The 22,820-nt window shown below is 74.3% G+C and carries 7 protein-coding genes; 4 read left to right on the top strand and 3 right to left on the bottom strand.

Annotated features, from left to right (window positions below; translation table 11 throughout):
- The first annotated feature begins 23 nt into the window (after positions 1-23).
- From SRB5_RS28360 to SRB5_RS28350, 3 genes are all read left to right on the top strand, one after another.
- Positions 24-374, top strand: coding sequence for a VOC family protein (locus SRB5_RS28360; protein ID WP_153456309.1), 351 nt, complete (start codon positions 24-26; stop codon positions 372-374).
- Between the two features lie 128 nt (positions 375-502).
- Positions 503-1,927 (top strand): FG-GAP-like repeat-containing protein, encoded by a 1,425-nt coding sequence (locus tag SRB5_RS28355; protein ID WP_194293056.1) that lies wholly within the window; start codon positions 503-505, stop codon positions 1,925-1,927.
- A gap of 133 nt (positions 1,928-2,060) precedes the next feature.
- A complete protein-coding gene (locus SRB5_RS28350; protein ID WP_153456307.1) occupies positions 2,061-3,590 on the top strand; it encodes an AMP-binding protein in 1,530 nt (509 codons plus the stop codon).
- A gap of 174 nt (positions 3,591-3,764) precedes the next feature.
- Here the strand turns inward: SRB5_RS28350 and SRB5_RS28345 are convergent, their stop codons facing one another.
- From SRB5_RS28345 to SRB5_RS28335, 3 genes are read right to left on the bottom strand one after another with little or no spacing between them, the layout of a single operon-like run.
- Positions 3,765-4,523 (bottom strand): thioesterase II family protein, encoded by a 759-nt coding sequence (locus tag SRB5_RS28345; protein WP_153456306.1) that lies wholly within the window; start codon positions 4,521-4,523, stop codon positions 3,765-3,767.
- A gap of 35 nt (positions 4,524-4,558) precedes the next feature.
- On the bottom strand, positions 4,559-4,753 hold the full coding sequence (locus tag SRB5_RS28340; RefSeq protein ID WP_153456305.1) for an acyl-CoA carboxylase subunit epsilon: 195 nt from the start codon (positions 4,751-4,753) through the stop codon (positions 4,559-4,561).
- Between the two features lie 26 nt (positions 4,754-4,779).
- On the bottom strand, positions 4,780-6,339 hold the full coding sequence (locus SRB5_RS28335; RefSeq protein WP_153456304.1) for an acyl-CoA carboxylase subunit beta: 1,560 nt from the start codon (positions 6,337-6,339) through the stop codon (positions 4,780-4,782).
- A 343-nt stretch (positions 6,340-6,682) separates the two neighbouring features.
- Here SRB5_RS28335 and SRB5_RS28330 point away from each other — a divergent pair, with 343 nt between their 5' ends.
- Entirely contained in the window at positions 6,683-22,780 is a 16,098-nt protein-coding gene (locus SRB5_RS28330; protein WP_153456303.1) for an SDR family NAD(P)-dependent oxidoreductase, read from the top strand.
- Positions 22,781-22,820: the final 40 nt, after the last annotated feature.

Below are 22,820 nucleotides of genomic sequence, written 5' to 3'. Positions count from 1 at the left end.
TATGGGCGCTATTGTCATGGTTTATGATCAATGGCGCGCATGTGATTCTGCACAGCACCGACGCGGACGCCGACCGGGCGTTCCTGCGGGACACCCTCGGCTATCCGCACGTCGACGCCGGAGCCGGCTGGCTGATCTTCCGGCTGCCGCCGGCCGAGGCGGCCGTGCATCCGACGGACGGCGAACCGCGGCACGAGCTGTATCTGATGTGCAACAACGTCCGGGCGACCGTGGCCGAACTCGAGGCGAAGGGCGTCGAGTTCACCCGCGAGGTCACCGAGCACAACTGGGGCAAGGTGACGTCCTTCCGCCTGCCGGGCGGGGGTGAGATCGGTCTGTACGAGCCGCTGCATCCGGTCGCGTACACCCTCTGATCGCGTGGACTTCATGTGGTGTGCACCCGGTGGTGTCTCGTAGATCACATGTGTCTCGTACAACCCTCCCTTCACACGGCCTGTCTCACATGTCGAGCACTCATTCGATATCGATATGGGGGGCATTCATGCGCACGAGCATCCGCACCACCCTCGCGGTCGCGACAACCCTGGCTGTCACCGGCGGCTTCCTCACCCTGGCGACGGTCACCCCGGCCGCCGCGGCGCCGGCCAAGTACGCCGACGACTTCAACGGCGACGGCTACCGGGACCTGGCCGTCGGCAGCCCGCTCACGAACATCGGCGACAAGTCGTCGGCCGGCCACGTCACCGTCTCCCTCGGCTCGTCGGCCGGGCTGACCACGAACCACGTCAGCCTCCACCAGAACCTGGCCTCCGTGCCGGGCAGCGCGGAGGACTACGACTGGTTCGGCGATGTCCTCGCGAGCGGCGACCTCGACGGCGACGGCTACGCGGACCTGGTCATCGGCGCCGGGGGCGAGGACATCGGCAGCGTGGAGCACGGCATGGTGACGATCATGTGGGGCGGCAGGACACCGTTCACCACCGGCACCACGACCAGCGTCCCGGACCTCACCCAGTACATCGGCTACGGCCGGGACCTCGCCGTCGGCGACTTCATGGGTGACAACGGTCAGGAACTGGCCGTGCTGACGCCCGGCGAGGTGATCATCTACCCGGGCGCCCAGCTGCGCACCGGCAGCCCGGCCCCCATCGCGACGCTGGAGCCAGATCCCCACTTCGTCTTCACCGAGTCCGCGGTCGCGGACATCAACAACGACGGCAAGGACGACATCGCCTTCTCCGGCGGCCCGCTCGTCACGGTCGACGCCGCGTCCGAGGTCTGGCTCGGCAGTACGAACGGACCGACCCGGCTGCAGCACATGGCCGACGGCGGCGACACCGAGACCGTGCTCGGCGACATCAACGGCGACGGCTACGACGACCTCGTGACGTCCCAGTCCGGCACCGACACGGCCCTGGAGGACGATCCCAGCAACGGCGCCGGCTTCATCACCGTCCGCTACGCGAGCGCCACGGGCTTCGGCGCCCCCACGGTCATCCACCAGGACACCACCGGGGTTCCCGGAGCCAACGAGCCCGGCGACGAGTGGGGCTCCTCCCTCGCGATCGGTGACATCACCGGCGACGGCAAGGCGGATCTGGTCGTCGGCGCCGAGCACGAGGCCGTCGGCACGGTCGCCGACGCCGGCGACGTGACGGTCTTCAAGGGCTCGGCCTCCGGCCTGTCCATGACGGGCATTGTCCGCATCACGCAGGACTCCGCCGGCGTGCCGGGCGCGGTCGAGACGAACGACCGGTTCGGCGCCAAGGTGCGCCTCGCCGACTACAACCTCAACGGACGGCTGGACCTGATCGTCACCGCCTCCTTCGAGAACAACGCCAGCGGTGCGTTCTGGCAGTTCGCGGGCGGTGTGGACGGGGTCAGGACCGAGACCGGCAAGATCTTCACGCACGCCGACTTCAACCTCAAGCCGAACACGGCGTTCGGCGAGTCCCTGCTGGACTGACCGCTGGGAGAGCCGACGGCACACCCCGTCCCGTGATACGCGTCGCGTCGCGGGGCGGGGTGTTCCGTTTATTCCTGATCTTCGTTATACCTGCGGTGTCCGATAGTGAGGGGAGCGTGTTGTGCGGGTTCCGATGACTGTGGCCGATTTCCTGGACCGTGCCGAGCTGGGGTTCGCCTCCAGTACCGGCGTGGTGGACGAGCCGACGCAGCCGGCGCCACTGGTGCCGGTGTCCACCTACGGCACTTTCGCGGAGCGGGTACGGGCCTGGCAGGCGGGACTGGACGCGCTCGGCGTCGGCGAGGGCGAGCGCGTGGCCGTGGTCAGCCACAACTCGGCGCGGCTGCTGGAGCTGCTCTTCGCGGTGCCGATGAGCGGGCGCGTCTGCGTGCCCGTGAACTTCCGGCTCAAGCCGGAGGAGGTCGAGTACATCGTCGCGCAGAGCGGCGCCTCGGTGCTGCTGGTGGACCCGGAGGTGGACGCGGCGCTCGCGGGCGTCACGGCCAAGCACCGTTTCGTCCTCGGCGAGGAGACGGACACCCGGCTGATGCGCTTCGGCGTCGAGCCCCGCCCCTGGTCGAACCCCGACGAGGACGCCACCGCGACCATCAACTACACGTCCGGCACCACGGCCCGCCCCAAGGGCGTGCAGCTCACCCACCGCAACATCTGGGTCGACGCGCTGACCTTCGGCCTGCACACCCGGGCCTGGGAACGTGACGTGTACATGCATACGCTCCCCATGTTCCACTGCAACGGGTGGGGCCTGCCGTACCTGATGGCCGGCCTCGGCGTGAAGCAGGTCGCGCTGCGCAAGGTCGACGGCGCCGAGATCCTGCGCCGGGTCGAGGAGCACGGCGTGACGCTGATGGCCGGCGCGCCGGCCGTGTGGAACATGGTGCTGGACGCCGCCGCCGGCTGGAAGGGCGAGATCCCCGGGCGGGACAAGGTGCGCATCGTGTGCGCCGGGGCGCCGCCGCCGAGTCGGACGATCCAGCGGGTGAGCGAGGAGCTGGGCTGGGAGTTCCTGCAGATCTACGGTCTGACGGAGACGTCCCCGCTGCTCACGTTCAACCGCACCCTGCCGCAGGACGACGCCCTCCCGGCCGCCGAGCGGGCCCGCAAGCTGTCCCGCGCGGGTATGCCGGCGCTGGGCGTACGGCTGAAGATCGCCGAGTCGGGTGAGGTGCTGGCGCGGTCGAACGTGGTGCTCGAGGGCTACTGGGAGAAGCCGGAGGAGACCGGGGCGGCGCTGGAGGACGGCTGGTTCCACACCGGTGACGGCGGCACGATCGACCCCGCGGACGGGCATCTGACGATCTCGGACCGCAAGAAGGACGTCATCATCACGGGCGGGGAGAACGTCTCCTCGATCGAGGTCGAGGACACGATCTTCAGCCACCCCGCGGTCGCGGAGGTCGCCGTGATCGGTGTCCCGCACGAGAAGTGGGGCGAGACGATCAAGGCCCTGGTCGTCCTCGCCGAGGGCGCGGAGGCGGCCGAGGCGGACATCATCGCCCACTGCAAGCAGCACATGGCGGGCTACAAGGCCCCGACGTCGGTGGAGTTCCGCGAGAGCATCCCCCGCACGGCGACGGGCAAGATCCAGAAGTTCAAGCTCCGTCAGCCTTATTGGGAGGGCCGGGGCCGGGGCGTCAACTGAAGCGGGTGGCTGCCCTGGGGCCCGGCTGGGGGCTCGGGGGTTATCCCCCGAATAGATGCAGTCAGAAGTTCAAGCTCCGTCAGCCTTATTGGGAGGGCCGGGGCCGGGGCGTCAACTGAAGCCGTCGGAAGGAGGCCGCCCGTACCCCGCTCGGGTGCGGGCGGCCTCCGTCCTTCACACCTCCGCGAGCACCCGCTCCCGGATCAGCGCGATCACCTCGGGCGCGTGATCGTTCAGATAGAAGTGACCGCCCGAGAACCAATGGAACACGCACTCCGCCGCCGTGTGATCCGTCCACCCCCGCGCCTCGCCCGCCGTCACCTCCGGGTCCTCGTCGCCGTTGAGCACCACCAGCGGGCACCCCAGCGGCGGACCCGGCCGGTAGCGGTACGTCTCCGCCGCCCGGTAGTCCGCGCGGATCGCCGGCAGCACCGAGCGCAGCAGCTCGTCGTCGCCGAGCACCACCGCGTCCGTCCCGCTCATCCGCTTGATCGTCGTGATCAGTTGCCCGTCGTCCGCCAGATGCACCCGCTCGTTCTCCCGGTGCCGCGACGGCGCCCGCCGCCCGGAGGCGAACAGCACCAGCGGCCGTACCCCCTCCGCCTCGAGCCGCAGCGCCACCTCGAACGCGACGGTCGCGCCGAGGCTGTGCCCGAAGAGGGCGAGCGGCCGGTCGCAGTACGGGCGGAGCTCCGCGACCGTACGGTCGGCGATCAGCCGCGCGTCGTCCAGACACGGCTCGTGCCGCCGGTCCTGCCGGCCCGGGTACTGCACGGTGGCCACGTCCAGCGCGGGGGCCAGGGCCCGCGACACGGGGAAGTAGTAGCTGGCCGAGCCGCCGGCGTGCGGGAAGCACACCAGGCGGGCGGGGGCGTCGTCGGCGGGATGGAAGCGGCGGATCCAGGCGCCGGCGGCCGTTCTTGCCGTTGTCATCGTCGGGCGGTGTCCTCTCGAATGTGACGGCCTGCCTAGAGCAGGCTCCAGCTCCCGGGGTTGCGCCAGTGCTGCCCCGGGTTCCACGTCGTGAGCCGGCGCAAGGTCGCCTCCGTGCCCGTGTCGTGGCGCCCGTGCAGCGCCGTGAGCAGCACCAGGGTGACCGCGGCGATCTCCAGCGGATCGGGTTCGCCGCGGACGAAACGCACCAGCGGCTCGGGTTCGTCCATGACCGTGGTCCTCCTCGCGGCCGGGCTCACACGGGCGGGTTGCCGTGCTTGCGGGCGGGCAGCGGCGCGTGCTTGGCGCGCAGCACGGCCAGTGCCTCGATCAGCACCGAACGGCTCGTCGCGGGGTCGATCACGTCGTCCACCAGCCCGCGTTCGGCGGCGTAGTACGGGTGCATGAGCTCCTGCCGGTACTGGCTGACGCGCTGGCTGCGCGCCGCCTCCGGATCGTGGGCGGCGGCGATCTCCCGCCGGAAGACGACGTTCGCGGCGCCCTCGGCGCCCATCACGGCGATCTCGTTGGTGGGCCAGGCGAACGACAGGTCGCAGCCGATGGACCGCGAGTCCATCACGATGTACGCGCCGCCGTACGCCTTGCGCAGGATCATCTGCACCCGCGGCACGGTCGCCGCGCAGTACGCGTACAGCAGCTTCGCCCCGTGCCGGATGATGCCGTTGTGCTCCTGCTCGCCGCCGGGCAGGAAGCCGGGGACGTCGACCAGGGTGACCAGCGGGACGCTGAACGAGTCGCAGATCTGGACGAACTTGGCGGCCTTCTCGGAGGCGTTGATGTCCAGCACGCCGGCCTGCTTGGCCGGCTGGTTGGCGATGATGCCGACCACATGGCCGTCGAGCCGGGCGAAGCCGCAGATGATGTTGGTGGCCCAGTTGGCGTGCACCTCGAACAGGTCGCCGTCGTCGATGATCTCCTCGATCACCTCGTGCATGTCGTACGAGCGGTTCGGGTCGGCCGGGACCAGCTCCGTCAGCCGCTCGTTGCGGCGGTCGGGCTTGTCGTGCGGGATGTGGAACGGCGGCATCTCCCGGTTGTTGGCGGGGAGCATCGTCAGCAGATGCCGTACCTCGGCGAGGCAGTGCTCCTCGTCGTCGTAGAGGAAGCCGCTCGCGCCGGACACCGAGGAGTGGACGACGGCGCCGCCCAGCTCGTTGTGCGTGATCTGCTCGCCGGTGACGGCCTGCACCACGTCGGGGCCCGTGATGTACATCTGCGAGATGTCGCGGACCATGAACACGAAGTCCGTCAGCGCCGGCGAGTACGTCGCGCCGCCCGCGCACGGGCCGAGCATCACGCTGATCTGCGGGATGACCCCGGACGCGGCGACGTTGCGGCGGAAGATGCCGCCGTAGCCGGCGAGCGCGGTGACGCCCTCCTGGATCCGGGCGCCCGCCCCGTCGCTCAGCGCCACCAGCGGGGCGCCGGCGGACAGCGCGAGGTCCATCACCTTGTGGATCTTCTCCGCGTGCGCCTCGCCCAGCGAGCCGCCGAAGATCCGGAAGTCGTGCGCGTACACGAAGACGCGGTGGCCCTCGACCTTGCCCCAGCCGGCGATCACGCCGTCGGTGTACGGGCGGCGGTGCTCCAGGCCGAAGCCGGTGGCGCGGTGCCGGCGGAGCTGCTCGATCTCGTGGAAGCTGCCCGGGTCGAAGAGCAGGTCGAGACGTTCGCGCACGGTGAGTTTGCCGCGTGCGTGCTGGGCCTCGGAGGCGCGCGCGGACGGGCCGAGCACGGCCTCCTCCTTCACCGTACGCAGCTCGCTCACCCGGTCGTTCAGTCCGGCGGATGCCATGCACCACCCCTTTCGACGCCGTCCGCAGCGGCGCCGGCCGGCGCAGGCGGTGACAGCCATGAAAGGCCCGGCCGGTGCCCCCGGATAACCCGGCCACCCCCCTGACCCCGCCGGACGCGGGGGGTCCGCCGCGGCACGCTGGGAATCCGCAGGTCCTCCCGGCGGCGCGGCCCCGCGGAGCGCACGCCGTGCGGGTGCGCGGGGGGCGCAACACCCGGGTGGGTAGGGGTGCCGATCTGTCTTCCGGCCGTCTTAGCGTGCGATCACCTCGTGCCCGATCGAGGGCGCCCCGGCCGCCCGTACGCGCCCGCCGCGCCGCGAATACCGAGCTTGGAGTGTGCACATGTCCGCGGGCTTCGTTCCTGACAGCGACCACCGGCCCGGTACGCCGGAGCAGCCCGGGGCGTCCCTCGCCGACCGGCTCGCCGGACTGCCCGGCGCGGAGCGGCGCCGGGTCCTCACCGACCTGGTGTGCGCCGAGACCCTGGCGGTGCTGCGCGCCACCACCGCGCCGGAGGCCGAGGCCGTCACCGAGACCGTCCTGACGTTCAAGGAGTTGGGCGTCGACTCCATCGGCCTGGTGGAGCTGCACACCCGGATCAACGCGGCCACCGGGCTTCGGCTGCCGGTCACCGCCGCCTTCGACTACCCCACGCCCGAACTCCTCGCCGCCCACGCCCTGGACGAGCTGCTGGGCGGGGCCGAGCAGACCCAGGGGCCGGCCGTGCGGCGTACCGCCGACGACGAGCCGGTGGCCATCGTGTCCGTCGGCGGCCGGTTCCCGGGCGGGCTGCGCGGGCCGGAGGAGCTGTGGCGGCTGGTCACCGAGGAGCGCTCCGCCATCGGGCCGTTCCCCGAGAACCGGGGCTGGGACCTGGACACCCTCTTCTCCGACGACCCCGAGACCCCGGGCACCACCTACGCCCGGGCCGGCGGATTCCTCCAGGAGGCGCCCGACTTCGACGCCGAGTTCTTCGGCATCGGCCCCCGCGAGGCCCTGGCCATGGACCCGCAGCAGCGGCTGCTGCTGGAGACCGCCTGGGAGACCCTGGAGCGCGGCGGCATCGACCCGCTGTCCCTGCGCGGCTCCAGCACGGGCGTGTTCGTCGGCGCCGGCCCCACCGAGTACGGGCCGCGCGTCCAGCAGGCCCCCGAGCAGCTGACCGGATACCTCGTCACCGGCGGGGCGCTGAGCGTCGCCTCCGGGCGCGTCGCCTACGCGCTGGGGCTCGAGGGACCGGCGCTCACCGTCGACACCGCCTGCTCGTCGTCGCTGGTCGCGCTGCATCTGGCCGTCCAGGCGCTGCGCCGCGGCGAGTGCTCGCTGGCGCTGGCCGGCGGCGTGACGGTGCTGTCGTCGCCGGGGCTGTTCACGGAGTTCAGCCGGCAGCGGGGGCTGGCGCCGGACGGGCTGATCAAGTCGTTCGCCGCGGGCGCCGACGGTACGAGCTTCTCCGAGGGCGCCGGGTTCATCGTCGTGGAACGGCTCGCCGACGCGCGCGCCAACGGGCACCCCGTCCTGGCGATTGTCCGCGGCTCGGCGATCAACCAGGACGGCGCCTCCAACGGCCTCACCGCCCCCAGCGGCACTGCCCAGCAGCGCGTGATCCGCGCCGCCCTCGCCGACGCGGGCCTGGCGCCCGGCGACGTCGACGCCGTCGAGGCGCACGGCACGGGCACCACGCTGGGCGACCCCATCGAGGCGAACGCCCTCATCGCCACGTACGGCCGCGAGCGCCCGGAGGGGCGGCCGCTGTGGCTGGGCTCGGTCAAGTCCAACATCGGGCACACCCAGGCCGCCGCGGGTGTGGCCGGGGTGATGAAGCTCGTGATGGCGCTGCGGCACGGCGAACTGCCCGTGACCCTGTACGTGGACGAGCCGACGCCGAACGTCGACTGGTCGTCCGGCACGGTCCGGCTGCTCACCGAGTCCGTGCCGTGGGAGCGCGAGGAGGACCGGCCGCGCCGCGCGGGCCTCTCCGGCTTCGGCATCAGCGGCACCAACGCCCACGTGATCATCGAGGAGCCGCCGGCCGAGGCGGAGGTGCCGGAGGCCGACGACGAGGACGCCCCCGCCGAGCTCCCGGTGAGCCTCCTGCGGATCTCCGGCCGCTCCCCGGCGGGCCTGAAGGCACAGGCCGCCTCCCTCGCCGGCTTCCTCACGGACAGCACGCGGCTCGCCGACCTCGGCCACTCCCTCGGCACCGCCCGCGCCGCCCTCGAACACCGCGCCGTGTTCCTCGCCCGCGACCACGACGACGTCCGCGCCGCCCTGCGCGCCGTCGCCGACGGCACCCCGTCGCCCCTGGTCCGTACGGGCGTCGCGCCCGCCGGCCGGCTCGCGTACCTCTTCACCGGCCAGGGCAGCCAGCGACTGGCCATGGGCCGCACGCTGTACGACCGTTACCCCGCCTTCGCGAACGCCCTGGCCGACGCCATCGCGTACGCCGACCTCCAGCTCGACGTATCGCTGTGGGACGTGCTGTATGCCCCCGAGGGCTCTCCGCGCGCCGCGCTGCTCGACGAGACCCGGTACGCCCAGCCCGCCCTCTTCGCGATCGAGGTCGCCCTCTTCCGGCTGCTCGAATCCTGGGGCCTGACCCCCGACTTCGTCGCCGGCCACTCCATCGGCGAGATCGCCGCCGCCCACGCCGCCGGCGTACTCGGCCTCGAGGACGCCGCCACCCTCGTCACCGCCCGTGGCCGGCTGATGCAGGAGCTGCCGCGGGGCGGCGCGATGATCGCCGTCCAGGCCACCGAGGACGAGGTACGCGAACTCCTCGGCCCTGACCTCGGCCTCGCCGCCGTCAACGGCCCCCGCTCCGTGGTGGTCTCCGGCGCCGAGGCGCCCGCCCTGGTGCTGGCCGAGGCGTTCGCCGCGCGCGGACGCAAGACCAAGCGGCTGCGGGTGAGCCATGCCTTCCACTCGCCGCTCATGGAGCCCATGACGGACGAGTTCCGCCGCATCGCCTCGATCATGCGGTACGAGGCTCCGCGCATCCCCCTGGTCTCCACCCTCACCGGCCGCCTCGCCACGGCCGCCGAACTCGCCGACCCCGAGCACTGGGTGAGCCATGTCCGCGAGGCCGTACGGTTCGCCGACGGCGCCGCGTGGCTGGCCCGTAACGGCGGTGTCCGCACCTACCTCGAGCTCGGGCCCGACGCCGTCCTCACCGCCCTCGCGCAGGACTGCGTGCCTGAATCCGCCGCCGCGGCCTCGGAGTTTGCCTCCGTCATCCGCGCCGACCGCCCCGAGGACACCGAGGCCCTGCAGGCCGCCGCCCTCGCCCACGCCCGCGGCGCCGACCTCGACTGGGACGCCCTCTACGCAGACGCCCGCCCCCGCCGTATCCCGCTGCCCACCTACGCCTTCCGCACCCGCCGCTACTGGCTGGAGCCCGCCGCCGGCGGCGACCCCGCCGACCTCGGCCAGCGCACCGCCGCCCACCCCCTCCTCGGCTCCGCCCTCGCCGTGGCCGGCGCCGACACCGCCGTCCTCACCGGACGCGTGTCCGTCCGCACCCACCCCTGGCTCGCCGACCACGCCATCGGCGGCACCGTCCTGCTGCCCGGCACCGCCCTCGTCGAACTCGCCGTCCGCGGCGGCGAGGAGGCCGGCTGCGCACAGCTCGAGGAGCTGACCCTCGAGGCCCCGCTGGTGCTCCCCGCGACCGGCGGAGTCGCCCTGCAGATCATGGTCTCCGCCCCCGACGACTCCGGCAGGCGCGGCGTCCAGTGCCACTCCCGCCCCGCCGACGCCGACGACCAGGAACCCTGGACCCGACACGCCACCGGCGTCCTCGCCCCCGACGCCCCCGCCCCCGGCGAGGCACACGCCGAGCTGGCCGGCCAGTGGCCGCCGCCCGGCGCCGAACCCGTCGACGTCACCGGCCAGTACGAGCGGATGGCCGCCGAGGGCTACGGCTACGGCCCCGCCTTCCAGGGCGTCAAGGCCGTCTGGCGGCGCGGCGCCGAGGTGTTCGCCGAGGTCGCCCTCCCCGAGCAGGCCCGCGCCGACGCCGCCCGCTTCGGCCTCCACCCCGCCCTGCTGGACGCCGCCCTGCACCCCGCCGACCACGCGCTGGACGGCCGCAGCGGCACCTGGATCCCGTTCTCCTGGGGCGGCGTCGCCCTGCACGGCACCGGCGCCTCCTCGGTACGCGTACGGATCGCCGCCGCCGGCCGCGACGCGCTCACCGTCGCCGTCGCCGACGCCTCCGGGGCGCCCGTCGCCACCGTCGGCTCCCTGCTCCTGCGCGCCGTCTCCGGCGAGCAGCTGTCCGCCGGCGCCGACCCGCTGCTCGCCGTCCAGTGGCAGCCGGCCGCGCTCCCGTCCGGCACCGACGCGCCCGAGCTGCTCGACCTCGCCGAGCTCGCCGACCTGAGCACGATGGCCGGCCTCGCGGGCGCCGCCGACATCGCCGTACCGGACCTCGTCGTCCACCGCACCACGACCCTCACGGCCACGGGAGTCCCCGCCGCCGTACGGGCCGTGGCCGGCGACGCCCTCCAAGCGGTCCAGCGGTGGCTGGCCGACGACCATTGCGCCGGCTCCCGCCTGGTCGTCGTCACCCGCCGCGGCGCCTGCGTCCCCGGCACGGACGTCGACCTCGCGCAGGCCCCCGTCTGGGGTCTGGTGCGCTCGGCCGAGGCGGAGAATCCCGGCCGCTTCGTCCTCGCCGACGTCGACGGCACCGACGCCTCCGAGGCCGCCCTCGCCGCCGCCCTGGCCACCGGCGAACCGGAGTTCGCCCTCCGCGACGGCCGCCTGCACCTCCCGCGCCTGGCCGCCCTCCCCGAGCCGGATGAGCCCCGCGACCTGCCCTGGGACGCCACCGGCACCGTGCTGATCACCGGCGGCACCGGCGGCGTCGGCGCCGACCTCGCCCGCCGCCTGGTCACCCGGCACGGCGTGCGCCACCTCGTGCTCACCAGCCGCCGCGGCCTCAAGGCCCCCGGCGCCCGGCAGCTGAAGACGGAGCTGAAGGAGGCCGGCGCGACGGTTCGTATCGCCGCCGTCGACGTCGCCGACCGCGCCGCCCTCACCCGCCTGCTGGCCGCCGTCCCCGCCGCCCACCCGCTCACCGCCGTCGTGCACGCCGCCGGCGTCATCGACGACGGCCTCGTCGGCTCCCTCACCCCCGAGCGGGTCGACACCGTGATGCTGCCGAAGGTCGACGCCGGCTGGCTCCTCCACCAGCTCACCCAGGACCTCGACCTCAGGGCCTTCGTCCTCTTCTCCTCCGCCTCGACCGTCCTGGACGGCGCCGGCCAGGGCAACTACGCCGCCGCCAACCTCTTCCTCGACGCCCTCGCCGCCCGCCGCGCCGCCGCCGGACAGGTCGTCACCTCCCTCGCCTGGGGCCTGTGGGCCGGAGGCGGCGGTATGGGCGCCGCGCTGGACGAGGCCGCCCTGACCCGTATCGAACGACTGGGCCTGGACAACCTCGGCTTCGACGAGAACTTCGACCGCCTCGACCGCGCCCTGGCCGCCGGCGTCCCGGCCGCCGTACCGGTCCGCGTCAACCACCGCGCGGTACGGGCCCGTACCGACGACATCCCCCTCCTGCTGCGCGGCCTCGTCCGCCGCCCGGTGAAGCGCGCCGTCGCGGCCGCCGCGGTCGCCACCGGCGGGGACACCCTCGCCGACCGGCTGGCCCGGCTCGGCGAGGGTGAGGCCCTGGAGACCGTGCTGCGGATCATCCGCACCGAGGCCGCCGCCGTCCTCGGCTACGACGACCCCGAGGAGATCACCGCCACCCGCGCGTTCACCGAGACCGGCTTCGACTCCCTCGCCGCCGTCGAACTGCGCAACCGCCTCGCCACCGCCACCGGCCTGCGCCTGAGCGCCACCCTCACCTTCGACTATCCCAACGCCGCCGCCCTCGCCGGCCACCTCACGGACCGGCTCCGCGGCGCCGCACCCAAGGCCGGCCCCACCGCCCCGGCCCCGGCGGTCACGGCCACCGACGGTGACCCGGTGGTCGTCGTCGGGATGGCCTGCCGCTACCCCGGCGGCGTGACCTCCCCCGAGGAGCTGTGGCGGCTGGTCAGCGAGGGCACGGACGCCGTCGGCAGGTTCCCCGTCGACCGCGGCTGGCCCGACGACCTGTACGACCCGGAGATCGGGAAGCCCGGCAAGACGTACTCCGACGAGGGCGCCTTCCTCTACGACGCCGCCGAGTTCGACCCCGCGTTCTTCGGCATCAGCCCGCGCGAGGCACAGGCCATGGACCCGCAGCAGCGGCTGCTGCTCGAGGTGTCGTGGGAGGTCCTGGAGCGCGCCGGCATCGACCCGCGCGCCGCGCGCGGCACCCGTACCGGCGTGTTCGCGGGCGTCATGTACCACGACTGGGGTCTGCGGCTGGGCCCGCTGCCCGAGGACGTCGCCGCCTACCACGGCAACGGCAGCCTCGCGAGCGTGGTGTCCGGGCGGATCTCGTACACCCTGGGTCTGGAGGGGCCGGCGCTGAGCGTCGACACCGCGTGCTCGTCGTCGCTGGTCGCCGTGCATCTGGCGGCGCAGGCGCTGCGGCGCGGCGAGTGCACGCTGGCGATGGCCGGCGGGGTCACCGTGATGTCGACGCCCGACACCTTCACCGACATGGCCCGCCAGCGCGGGCTGTCCTCGGACGGCCGCTGCAAGTCCTTCGGCGCGGGCGCCGACGGTACGGGCTGGGGCGAGGGCGCGGGCATGCTGCTGCTCGAGCGGCTGTCCGACGCGCGCCGCAACGGCCACCGGGTCCTCGGCGTGATCAAGGGCTCCGCCCTCAACCAGGACGGCGCCTCCAACGGCCTCACCGCCCCCAACGGCCCCGCGCAGCAGCGCGTCATCCGGGCCGCCCTGTCCGACGCCGGCCTGTCGGCGGCCGACGTCGACGCCGTCGAGGCGCACGGCACCGGCACCACCCTCGGTGACCCGATCGAGGCGCAGGCGCTGCTGGAGACCTATGGGCAGGGGCACGCGCCGGAGACGCCGCTGTGGCTGGGGTCCATCAAGTCCAACATGGGCCACACCCAGGCCGCCTCGGGCGTCGCCGGGATCATGAAGATGATCCTCGCGCTGCGCCACGAGCTGCTGCCGTGCACCCTGCACGCCGAGACCCCGTCCGAGCAGGTCGACTGGGAGGCCGGCGCCGTCGAGCTGCTGACGGAGGAACGGCCCTGGCCCAACGACCCGTCGCGGCCCCGGCGCGCGGCCGTGTCGTCGTTCGGGATCTCCGGCACCAACGCCCACGTCATCGTCGAGCAGCCGCCCGCCGAGGACACCGCCGAACCGCCGTCCGCCGGGCGCGCCCCGCTCGTACCGCTGCTGGTGTCCGGCGCCACCGCCGACGCCCTGCGTGCCCAGGCCGACCGGCTCGCCGAACACGTCCGGCGGCTGCCGGACGAGCGCCTCGGCGACGCCGCCCGCGCCCTGGCCACCACCCGCGCCGCCCTGGAGCACCGGGCGGTCGCCGTCGGCGCGGACGGCGCCGAACTCGCCGCCGAACTCACCCGGCTGACGGGCGCCGCGGTCGCCGGCGGCGGGAAGACGGCGTTCCTGTTCACCGGGCAGGGCGCCCAGCGGCTCGGGATGGGCCGGGAACTGTACGAGTCCGTACCGGTGTTCGCGGCGGCGCTGGACGAGGTCTTCGCCGCCCTCGACGCGTGTCTCGAGCAGGGGATGCGTGCGGTGATATGGGGAGAGGACGCCGGGGCGCTGGACGCCACCGGCTACGCGCAGCCGGCGCTGTTCGCCGTGGAGACGGCGCTCTACCGGCTGCTCGAGGCCTGGGGGCTGTGCCCCGACGTCCTCGTCGGACACTCGATCGGCGAGATCGCGGCGGCGCACGCGGCGGGGGTGCTGTCGCTGGAGGACGCGGCCCGGCTGGTCGTCGCTCGCGGGCGGCTGATGCAGGCGCTGCCCGAGGGCGGGGCGATGGTCGCCGTACAGGCGTCGGAGGAGGAGGTGACGCCGTTCCTCAGCGACCAGGTATCTCTGGCAGCGGTCAACAGCCCGACATCCGTGGTGGTTTCCGGCGACGAGGCGGAGGCGCTGGCGATCGGCGAGCACTTCAAGGCGCTCGGCCGCAAGACCACCCGTCTGTCCGTGTCCCACGCCTTCCACTCGCCGCTGATGGAGCCGATGCTGGCCGAGTTCCGTGAGGTCGCGGAATCCATCCGCTACACCGAACCCCGCATCGCCGCCATCTCCACCGTCACCGGCGAGCCCGCCGACTGGACCGACCCCGGTTACTGGGTCCGCCAGATCCGCGAGCCCGTCCGCTTCGCCGCCGCCGTCCGCCGCGCCGAGGCCACCGGCACCCGTACCTTCGTCGAACTCGGCCCCGACGCCGTCCTCACCGCCCTCGGCCGGGCCACCGCCGCCGAGGACACCACCGCCTTCGTCGCCCTCCAGCGCCGCGACCGCGCCGAGCACCGCGAGCTGCTGTGCGGCGTCGGCGCCGCCTGGGCGCACGGCGTCACCGTCGCCTGGCCCGCCGTCCTCGGCGGTACGGGCAGCGCCCACGCCGATCTGCCCACGTACGCCTTCCAGCGCCGGCGCTACTGGCTCGACGTGCCCGCCGGCACCGGCGACGTCGGCTCCGCCGGCCTCGACCCGGTCGACCACCCCATGCTCGGCGCCGCCGCCGAGTCCCCGGCGGACGGCTCCGTCGTCCTCACCGGCCGGCTGTCCACCGGCGCCCAGCCCTGGACCGCCGACCACGGGGTGCACGGCAGCCTCCTGCTGCCCGGCACCGGGCTCGTCGAGCTCGCCGTCCGCCTCGGCGACGAGGTCGGCTGCACCCTGCTCGAGGAACTCACCCTCCAGGCCCCCCTCATCCTCCCCGCGCGCGGCGGCGTCTCCCTGCGCGCCGTCGCCGGCCCGGCCGACGCCGCCGGACGGCGCACCGTCCACCTCCACTCCCGCCCCGACGACGTCCCCGGCCGCCCCTGGACCCTGCACGGCACCGGCTTCCTCGCCCCCGGCACCGCCCGCCTCGAGGGCGCCGACCTCACCGCCTGGCCCCCGCCGGGCGCGGAGCCGGTCTCCGTGGAGGGCGCGTACGAGCGGCTGGCGGAGCGCGGTTACGGCTACGGTCCCGCGTTCCAGGGCCTGACGGCGGCGTGGCGGCGCGGCGACGAACTGTTCGCGGAGGTCGCCGTGCCCGAGGGCGTCCGCGCCGACGCCGGACGGTACGGGATGCATCCCGCCCTGCTCGACACCGCGATGCACGTGGACGTCCTCGTCGACCACGGGGAGGGTGGCAGCGAGGCGCTGCTGCCGTTCGCCTGGAACGGCGTCGCCCTGCACGCCTCCGGCGCGTCCGCGCTACGGGTGTACGTACGGCGGATCCGCGGGGCGGAGGAGTCGGCGATGGTCGTCGCCGACGAGACGGGCGAGCCGGTGATGACGGTGACCTCGCTGGTCTGCCGCCCCGTCGCCGCCGACCAGCTGCAGGCGGCCTCGGGCACCCCCGTACCGGATCTGCGCCGGGTGGAGTGGCGGCCGGTGGCCGCGGCGCCCGCGCGGGCGCAGTCGTACGAGGTGCTGGACGAGCGCGGCCTCGCGGGCCTGCCGGAGATCCCCGGCGTCGTCGTCGCGCCGGTCGCGGGCGCCGAGGGCACGCTGCCGGACGCCGTACGGGCGGTCGCGGGCCGGACACTCGCGCTGATCCAGCAGTGGCTGGCCGACCCCCGAACCGACGACAGCGTGCTGGTCGTCGCCACCCGCCGCGCCGTCGAGGTCCCCGACGGCACCGGCATCGACCTCGTCCAGGCACCCGTCTGGGGCCTGGTCCGCGCCGCCCAGGCGGAGCAGCCGGGCCGGATCGTCCTCCTCGACACCGACACCGACGACGACGCCCTGCTCGCGTCCGCCGCCCTGCTGGGCGAGCCCGAACTCGCCCTCCGCGACGGCACCTTCCGCACCCCCCGCCTCACCCCGGCCCTCGTCCCGGACACCGACGACGTGCCCTGGGGCCCGACCGGCACCGTGCTCGTCACCGGCGGCACGGGCGGCCTCGGCGCCCTCGTCGCCCGCCACCTGGTCACCCGGCACGGCGTCCGGCACCTCGTCCTCACCAGCCGCCGCGGCCTCGACGCGCCCGGTGCCCGCGAACTGCGCGACGAGCTCGCGGAGTCCGGCGCCGAGGTCACCGTCGCCGCCGTGGACGTCGCCGACCGCGCCGCCCTCGCCGAGCTGATCGCGGCCGTTTCGGACCTCACCGGCGTCGTCCACTGCGCCGGCGTCGTCGACCCCGCCCTCACCGGCGACCTCACCCCCGACAGCCTGGACCGGGTGCTGCGGCCCAAGGCCGACGCCGCCTGGCATCTGCACGAGCTGACCAGCGGCCTCGGCCTCACCGCGTTCGTCCTGTACTCCTCCGCCGGCGGCCTCGTCCAGCCCGCCGGACAGGGCAACTACGCCGCCGCCAACGTCTTCCTCGACGCCCTGGCCACCCACCGCCGCGCCGCCGGACTGCCCGCCACCTCCCTCGCCTTCGGCCTCTGGTCCGTCGTCACCGGACTCGGCGGCGAACTCACCGACGCCGACCTGGAGAAGGCCGACCGCCAGGGCCTCCCCGCCCTGCCGGCCGCCCGCGGCCTCGAGCTGTTCGACGCCGCGCTGCGCACCTCGTACCCCCTGCTCGCACCGCTCCCGCTCAACGAGACCGCCCTCGCGGCCCGCGGCGACGCCGTCCCGCCACTCCTGCGCGGCACCGTCCGCGCCGCCGCCGTCCGCCGCACGGCCGCCGACCGCTCCTCCGGTACGGGCCTGGCGGGCCGGCTCGCCTCGCTCACCGCCGGCGAGCGGGCCCGTACCGTGCTCGACGTCGTCGCCGAACAGGTCGCCGTGGTCCTCGGCCACGAGTCGGCCGCCGCCGTCGGCCCCGACCGGGCCTTCAAGGAACTCGGCTTCGACTCCCTCGCCGCCGTCGAGCTGCGCAACGCCCTCAACACCGCCACCGGTCTACGGCTGCCCGCCACCCTCGTCTTCGACTACCCGTCGACGCGGGCAGTGGCCGAGTTCATCGACACCGAACTCGGCGGCGGAGCCCAGCAGGAGCAGCCTTCGGCACAGCCCGCCCCGACCGTGGTGGGCACGGACGACCCGATCGCCGTCGTCGGTATCAGCTGCCGGTTCCCCGGCGGCGTACGGACGGCGGAGGAGCTGTGGGAGCTGGTCGCCGAAGGCCGCGACGCCGTCGGGGACTTCCCCGAGGACCGTGGCTGGGCCGGCGACGAGATCTACGACCCCGAGCCCGGCGTCCACGGCAAGACGTACTCCCGCAAGGGCGGCTTCCTCTACGACGCCGCCGAGTTCGACCCCGCGTTCTTCGGCATCAGCCCGCGCGAGGCGCAGGCCATGGACCCGCAGCAGCGACTGCTGCTCCAGGCGTCCTGGGAGGCGTTCGAGCGGGCCGGCATCGACCCGTCGAGCATGCGCGGCAGCCAGACCGGTGTGTACGCGGGCGTGATGTACCACGACTACGGCACCTGGCTGCGGGACATGCCCGAGGACGTCGCCGGCTACCTCGGCAACGGCACCGCCGCCTCCATCCTCACCGGCCGCGTCGCCTACACCCTGGGCCTGGAGGGGCCGGCCGTCAGCGTCGACACGGCGTGCTCGTCGTCGCTGGTCGCGCTGCACATGGCGTGCCAGGCGCTGCGCGGCGGCGAGGTCGGGATGGCGCTTGCCGGCGGGGTGACGGTGATGTCGACGCCGGAGATCTTCGTCGAGTTCAGCCAGCAGCGCGGGCTCTCCCCGGACGGCCGCTGCCGGGCCTTCGCGGGCGCCGCCGACGGTACGGGCTGGGCCGAGGGGCTGGGGCTGCTGCTCCTGGAGCGGCTCTCCGACGCGGAGCGCAACGGGCACGAGGTGCTGGCGCTGATCCGGGGCTCCGCCATCAACCAGGACGGCGCCTCCAACGGGCTCACCGCCCCCAACGGTCCGTCGCAGCAGCGCGTCATCCAGCGCGCGCTCGCGGCCGGTGGGCTGACGACCGCCGACGTCGATCTCATCGAGGGGCACGGCACGGGTACGCGGCTCGGGGACCCGATCGAGGCGCAGGCGCTGCTCGCCACGTACGGGCAGGCGCGGACGGCCGAGGATCCGGTGTGGCTGGGGTCCATCAAGTCCAACTTCGGGCACGCGCAGGCCGCCGCCGGTGTGAGCGGCGTGATCAAGTCCGTGATGGCGGTACGGCACGGTGTGATGCCGCCGACGCTCTTCGTCGACGAGCCGTCGCCCGAGGTCGACTGGGCGGCCGGGCACGTGCGGCTGCTCACCGAGGGCCGGCCGTGGCCGGAGCGGGATCGGCCGCGGCGGGCGGCGGTGTCGTCCTTCGGGCTGTCCGGGACCAACGCGCACGTGATCGTGGAGGAGGCGCCCCGCCGGGCAGCGGCCCCGTCGGTCGCCGCGGCTCCGCCGGCGGTGCTTCCGCTGGTGGTGTCCGGCGACACGGCGGACGCGGTGGTGCGGCAGGCGGTGCAGCTGCGGGATCACCTCGGTGGGGCCTCGCTGCTGGACGTCGCCGGGTCGCTGGCCACGTCGCGGGCGGTGCTGGAGCATCGGGCGGTGGCGTTCTCCGCCGAGGGGCTGGAGGCACTGGCAGCCGGGGAAGCCCATCCGGACGTGGTCGCGGGGGCGGCCGATGGCGGGGGGCGGACAGCGGTGCTGTTCACCGGGCAGGGGGCGCAGAGGCTGGGGATGGGGCGGGAGTTGTATGACGCTTTCCCGGGGTTTACTTCGGCCTTCGACGCGGTGTGTGCGGCCGTGGATCCGCATCTGGCTCGGCCTTTGCGGGATGTGGTGTGGGGTGAGGATGCTGACGCTCTGAACGGGACCGGGTTCGCTCAGCCTGCGCTCTTCGCTGTAGAGGTGGCGCTTTATCGACTGGTCGAGTCGTGGGGTGTACGGGCTGACTGTGTTGCCGGGCATTCCATCGGTGAGCTGGCGGCGGCGCATGTGGCCGGGGTGTTCTCGCTGGAGGATGCCGCCCGGCTGGTGGCGGCTCGCGGTCGGCTGATGCAGGCGCTGCCGGAGGGCGGCGCGATGGTCGCCGTACAGGCATCCGAGGACGAGGTGACGACCCTGCTGTCGCCCGGGGTGTCTCTGGCGGCCGTGAACAGCCCGATGTCCGTGGTGGTTTCCGGTGAGGAGGCTGCGGCGCTGGCGATCGGGGAGTACTTCAGGGCGCAGGGTCGTAAGACGACGCGTCTGGCCGTGTCGCATGCGTTCCATTCGCCTCTGATGGAGCCGATGCTGGCCGAGTTCGCTCAGGTCGCGGAGTCCGTGTCGTACGAGGAGCCGCGTCTGTCCGCCGTCTCGACGGTGACCGGCTCGGTCGCGTCCGGCTGGACGTCGCCGGCCTACTGGGTGGACCAGGTCCGCCAGGCGGTCCGCTTCTCGGATGCCGTCCGGACCCTTTCTGATCAGGGCGTCTCCCGCTTCCTCGAGCTGGGCCCCGACGGCATCCTGACCGGCCTGACCCAGCAGATCCTCGACGAGGTCACGGTCGCCGTCCCGTCCTGCCGCAAGGACCGCCCCGAACCCGACACCCTCCTCACCGCCCTCGCAAACCTCCACGTCAACGGCGTAAAGGTCGACTGGCCCGCCTACTTCGCCGGCACCGGCGCCCAGCGCGTCGACCTCCCCACCTACCCCTTCCGGCGCACCCGCTACTGGCTCGAGGGCCGGACCACCGCGAGCGACGCCACCGGCCTCGGCCAGCAGGCCGCCGGCCACCCGCTGATCGGCGCCGTCGTCCACTCCCCGGAGAACGGCACCCTCACGCTCACCGGACGCCTCGCCGTCGACACGCACCCCTGGCTCGGCGACCACGCGGTCTTCGACGAGGTCCTGCTTCCCGGCACCGCCTACGTCGAGATGGCCCTGCGCGCGGGGCAGGAGGCCGGCTGCGCGCTGCTCGAGGAGCTGACCCAGCAGACGCCCCTGCTGTTCCCGGCCGGCGGCGCCGTCGCCGTCCACGTCCTGGTCGGTGAGCCCGACGCGGACGGCCGCCGGACCTTCGCCATCCACTCCCGCCCCGCCGACGCGGCCGGCGACGAGCCCTGGACCCGCAACGCCGGCGGCACCCTCGCCCCCGAGCCCGACGCACCGGAGCTGGACCTCGAGTCCTGGCCGCCGCCCGGCGCCGCGCCCGTCGACGTCAGCGGGATGTACGAGGACCTGGCCGGCCTCGGCTACGGCTACGGCCCCGTCTTCCAGGGCCTCAAGGCCGCCTGGCGCCGCGGCGCCGAACTGTTCGCGGAGATCCGCCTCCCCGAGCACGCCCGCGCCGACGCCGCCCGCTTCGGCCTCCACCCCGCCCTGCTGGACGCCGCGCTGCACGTCGAGCGCGTCTTCGACGGCGACGACGCCGGGGCCGACCGTACGGCCCTGCCGTTCGCCTGGGACCACGTCACCGTGCACACCCCCGGCGCCGCGCTGCTGCGGGTCCGGCTCACCAAGCCCGGACCGGACGCCGTCGCGCTGCGGATCACCGACCCGACGGGCACGCCGGTGGCCACCGTCCGCGGCCTGGTCGTCCGCGAGGTGTCCGAGGAGCAGCTGGGCCGTAGCGGCGCCTCGTCCCTGCTGCACGTCAAGTGGCAGCCCCTGCCGCTCCCGGCGACCGGCGGTCCCGTCACGGTGGTGGGCGCCGGGCTCGCGGGCCTGCCCGCCGTGCCGGACCTCGCCGCGCTCGCGGACGCCGGGCCCGTACCGGACACGGTGCTGCTGAGCGCGCAGGATCTGGCCGGGCCCGCCGCCGAGTACGACGGCGTGCCGGAGCAGGCGCGGGCGGCCACCGTACGGCTGCTGGGCGTGCTGGCGGAGTGGCTGGCGGACCAGCGGTTCGCGGAGTCCCGGCTGGTGCTCGTCACCCGGGGCGCGGTCGACACCGACGGCTCGGGCGCCGACTGCGTGCAGTCCCCGCTGTGGGGTGTGATCCGGGCGGCGCAGGCCGAGAACCCGGGCCGCTTCGCGGTCGCGGACATCGACGGCACGGACCGTTCCGTACGGGCCCTGCCCGCCGCGGCGGCCACCGCCGAGCCCGAACTGGCCCTGCGCGCGGGCACCGCCGCGGTCCCGCGCTACGCCCCCGCCGACGAACCGTCCGCACCCACCCCGTCCCTCGACGGCACGGTCCTCGTCACCGGCGGCACCGGCCTCCTCGGCGCCGTCCTCGCCCGCCACCTGGTCATCCGGCACGGCGTCCGGCACCTGGTCCTGACCAGCCGCCGCGGCCTCGACGCGCCCGGCGCCCGCGAACTGCGCGACGAGCTCGCGGAGTCCGGCGCCGAGGTCACCGTCGCCGCCGTGGACGTCGCCGACCGCGCCGCCCTCGCCGACCTCATCGCGGGCCTCCCCGGCCTGACCGGCGTCGTGCACTGCGCCGGCGTGATGGACAACGCCCCGGTCGGCGCCGTCACCCCGGAGCAGGTCGACCGGGTGCTGCGGCCCAAGGCCGACGCCGCCTGGCATCTGCACGAGCTCACCGAGGGCCTCGATCTGACGGCGTTCGTGCTGTACTCCTCCGCCGGCGGCCAGGTGCTGCCCGCCGGCCAGGCCACGTACGCCGCCGCGAACGTCTTCCTCGACGGCCTCGCCGCCCGCCGCCGCGCAGCCGGACTCCCCGCCACCTCCCTCGCCTGGGGCCTGTGGGCCGGAACGGCCGGTGAGGGCAAGGAACTCGACGAGGTCGACCTGCTGCGCGTCAGCCGCTCCGGCGTCGCCGAACTGCCCGTCGCCGAGGGGCTGGCCCTGTTCGACGAGGCGCTGGGCCGTACGGAGTCCCTGCTGGTCCCGATCCGCCTCGACAAGGCGGCGCTCCGGGCCCGCGGCGACGACGTCCCCGCCCTGCTGCGCGGCATGGCCGGCGTCCGCCCACGACCGGCGTCCGCCGCCGCCGAGGACGACACCCCCCTGGTCCGGCGCAAGCTCGCCGGCCTGACCGGAGCCGACCGGGAGCGCTGCGTCCGCGAGATCGTCGGCGGCCACGCGGCGGCCGTCCTCGGCCACAACGACCCGGCCGGCGTCCCCGCCGACCGCGGCTTCACCGAACTGGGCCTGGACTCCCTGGGCGCCATCGAACTGCGCAACCGGCTGCAGAACGCCACCGGCCTGCGCCTCCCCGCCACCCTGATGTTCGACTACCCCAACACCGCCACCCTGGCCGCGCATCTGCTCGCCGAGCTCGACGAACTCGAGCAGACCGAGGCCCCCGCCGCCGCGGCCCCGGACGACGCCGCCGTCCAGAGCATGCTCCGCACCATCACACCCGCCCGGCTGCGCGAGGCCGGACTGCTCGACGCCCTGCTGCGCCTGGCGTCGGACAACGGCGGACGGACCCCCGGGCCCGAGGCCGACGGGGACCGCGGCGCAGCCATTCAGGACATGGACGTCGACGACCTGGTCGCCCAGGCCATGGCGGCCACCGACCCGGAGTAGACGCTGTCGCCGAACCCCCGGCAGCCCGTAACCGCACCCG

Source organism: Streptomyces smaragdinus, from assembly GCF_009604385.1.
Lineage (GTDB): Bacteria > Actinomycetota > Actinomycetes > Streptomycetales > Streptomycetaceae > Streptomyces > Streptomyces smaragdinus.
The sequence above is the reverse complement of the archived record's forward strand: the minus strand, read 5'-3'. Positions and strand labels throughout refer to the sequence as shown.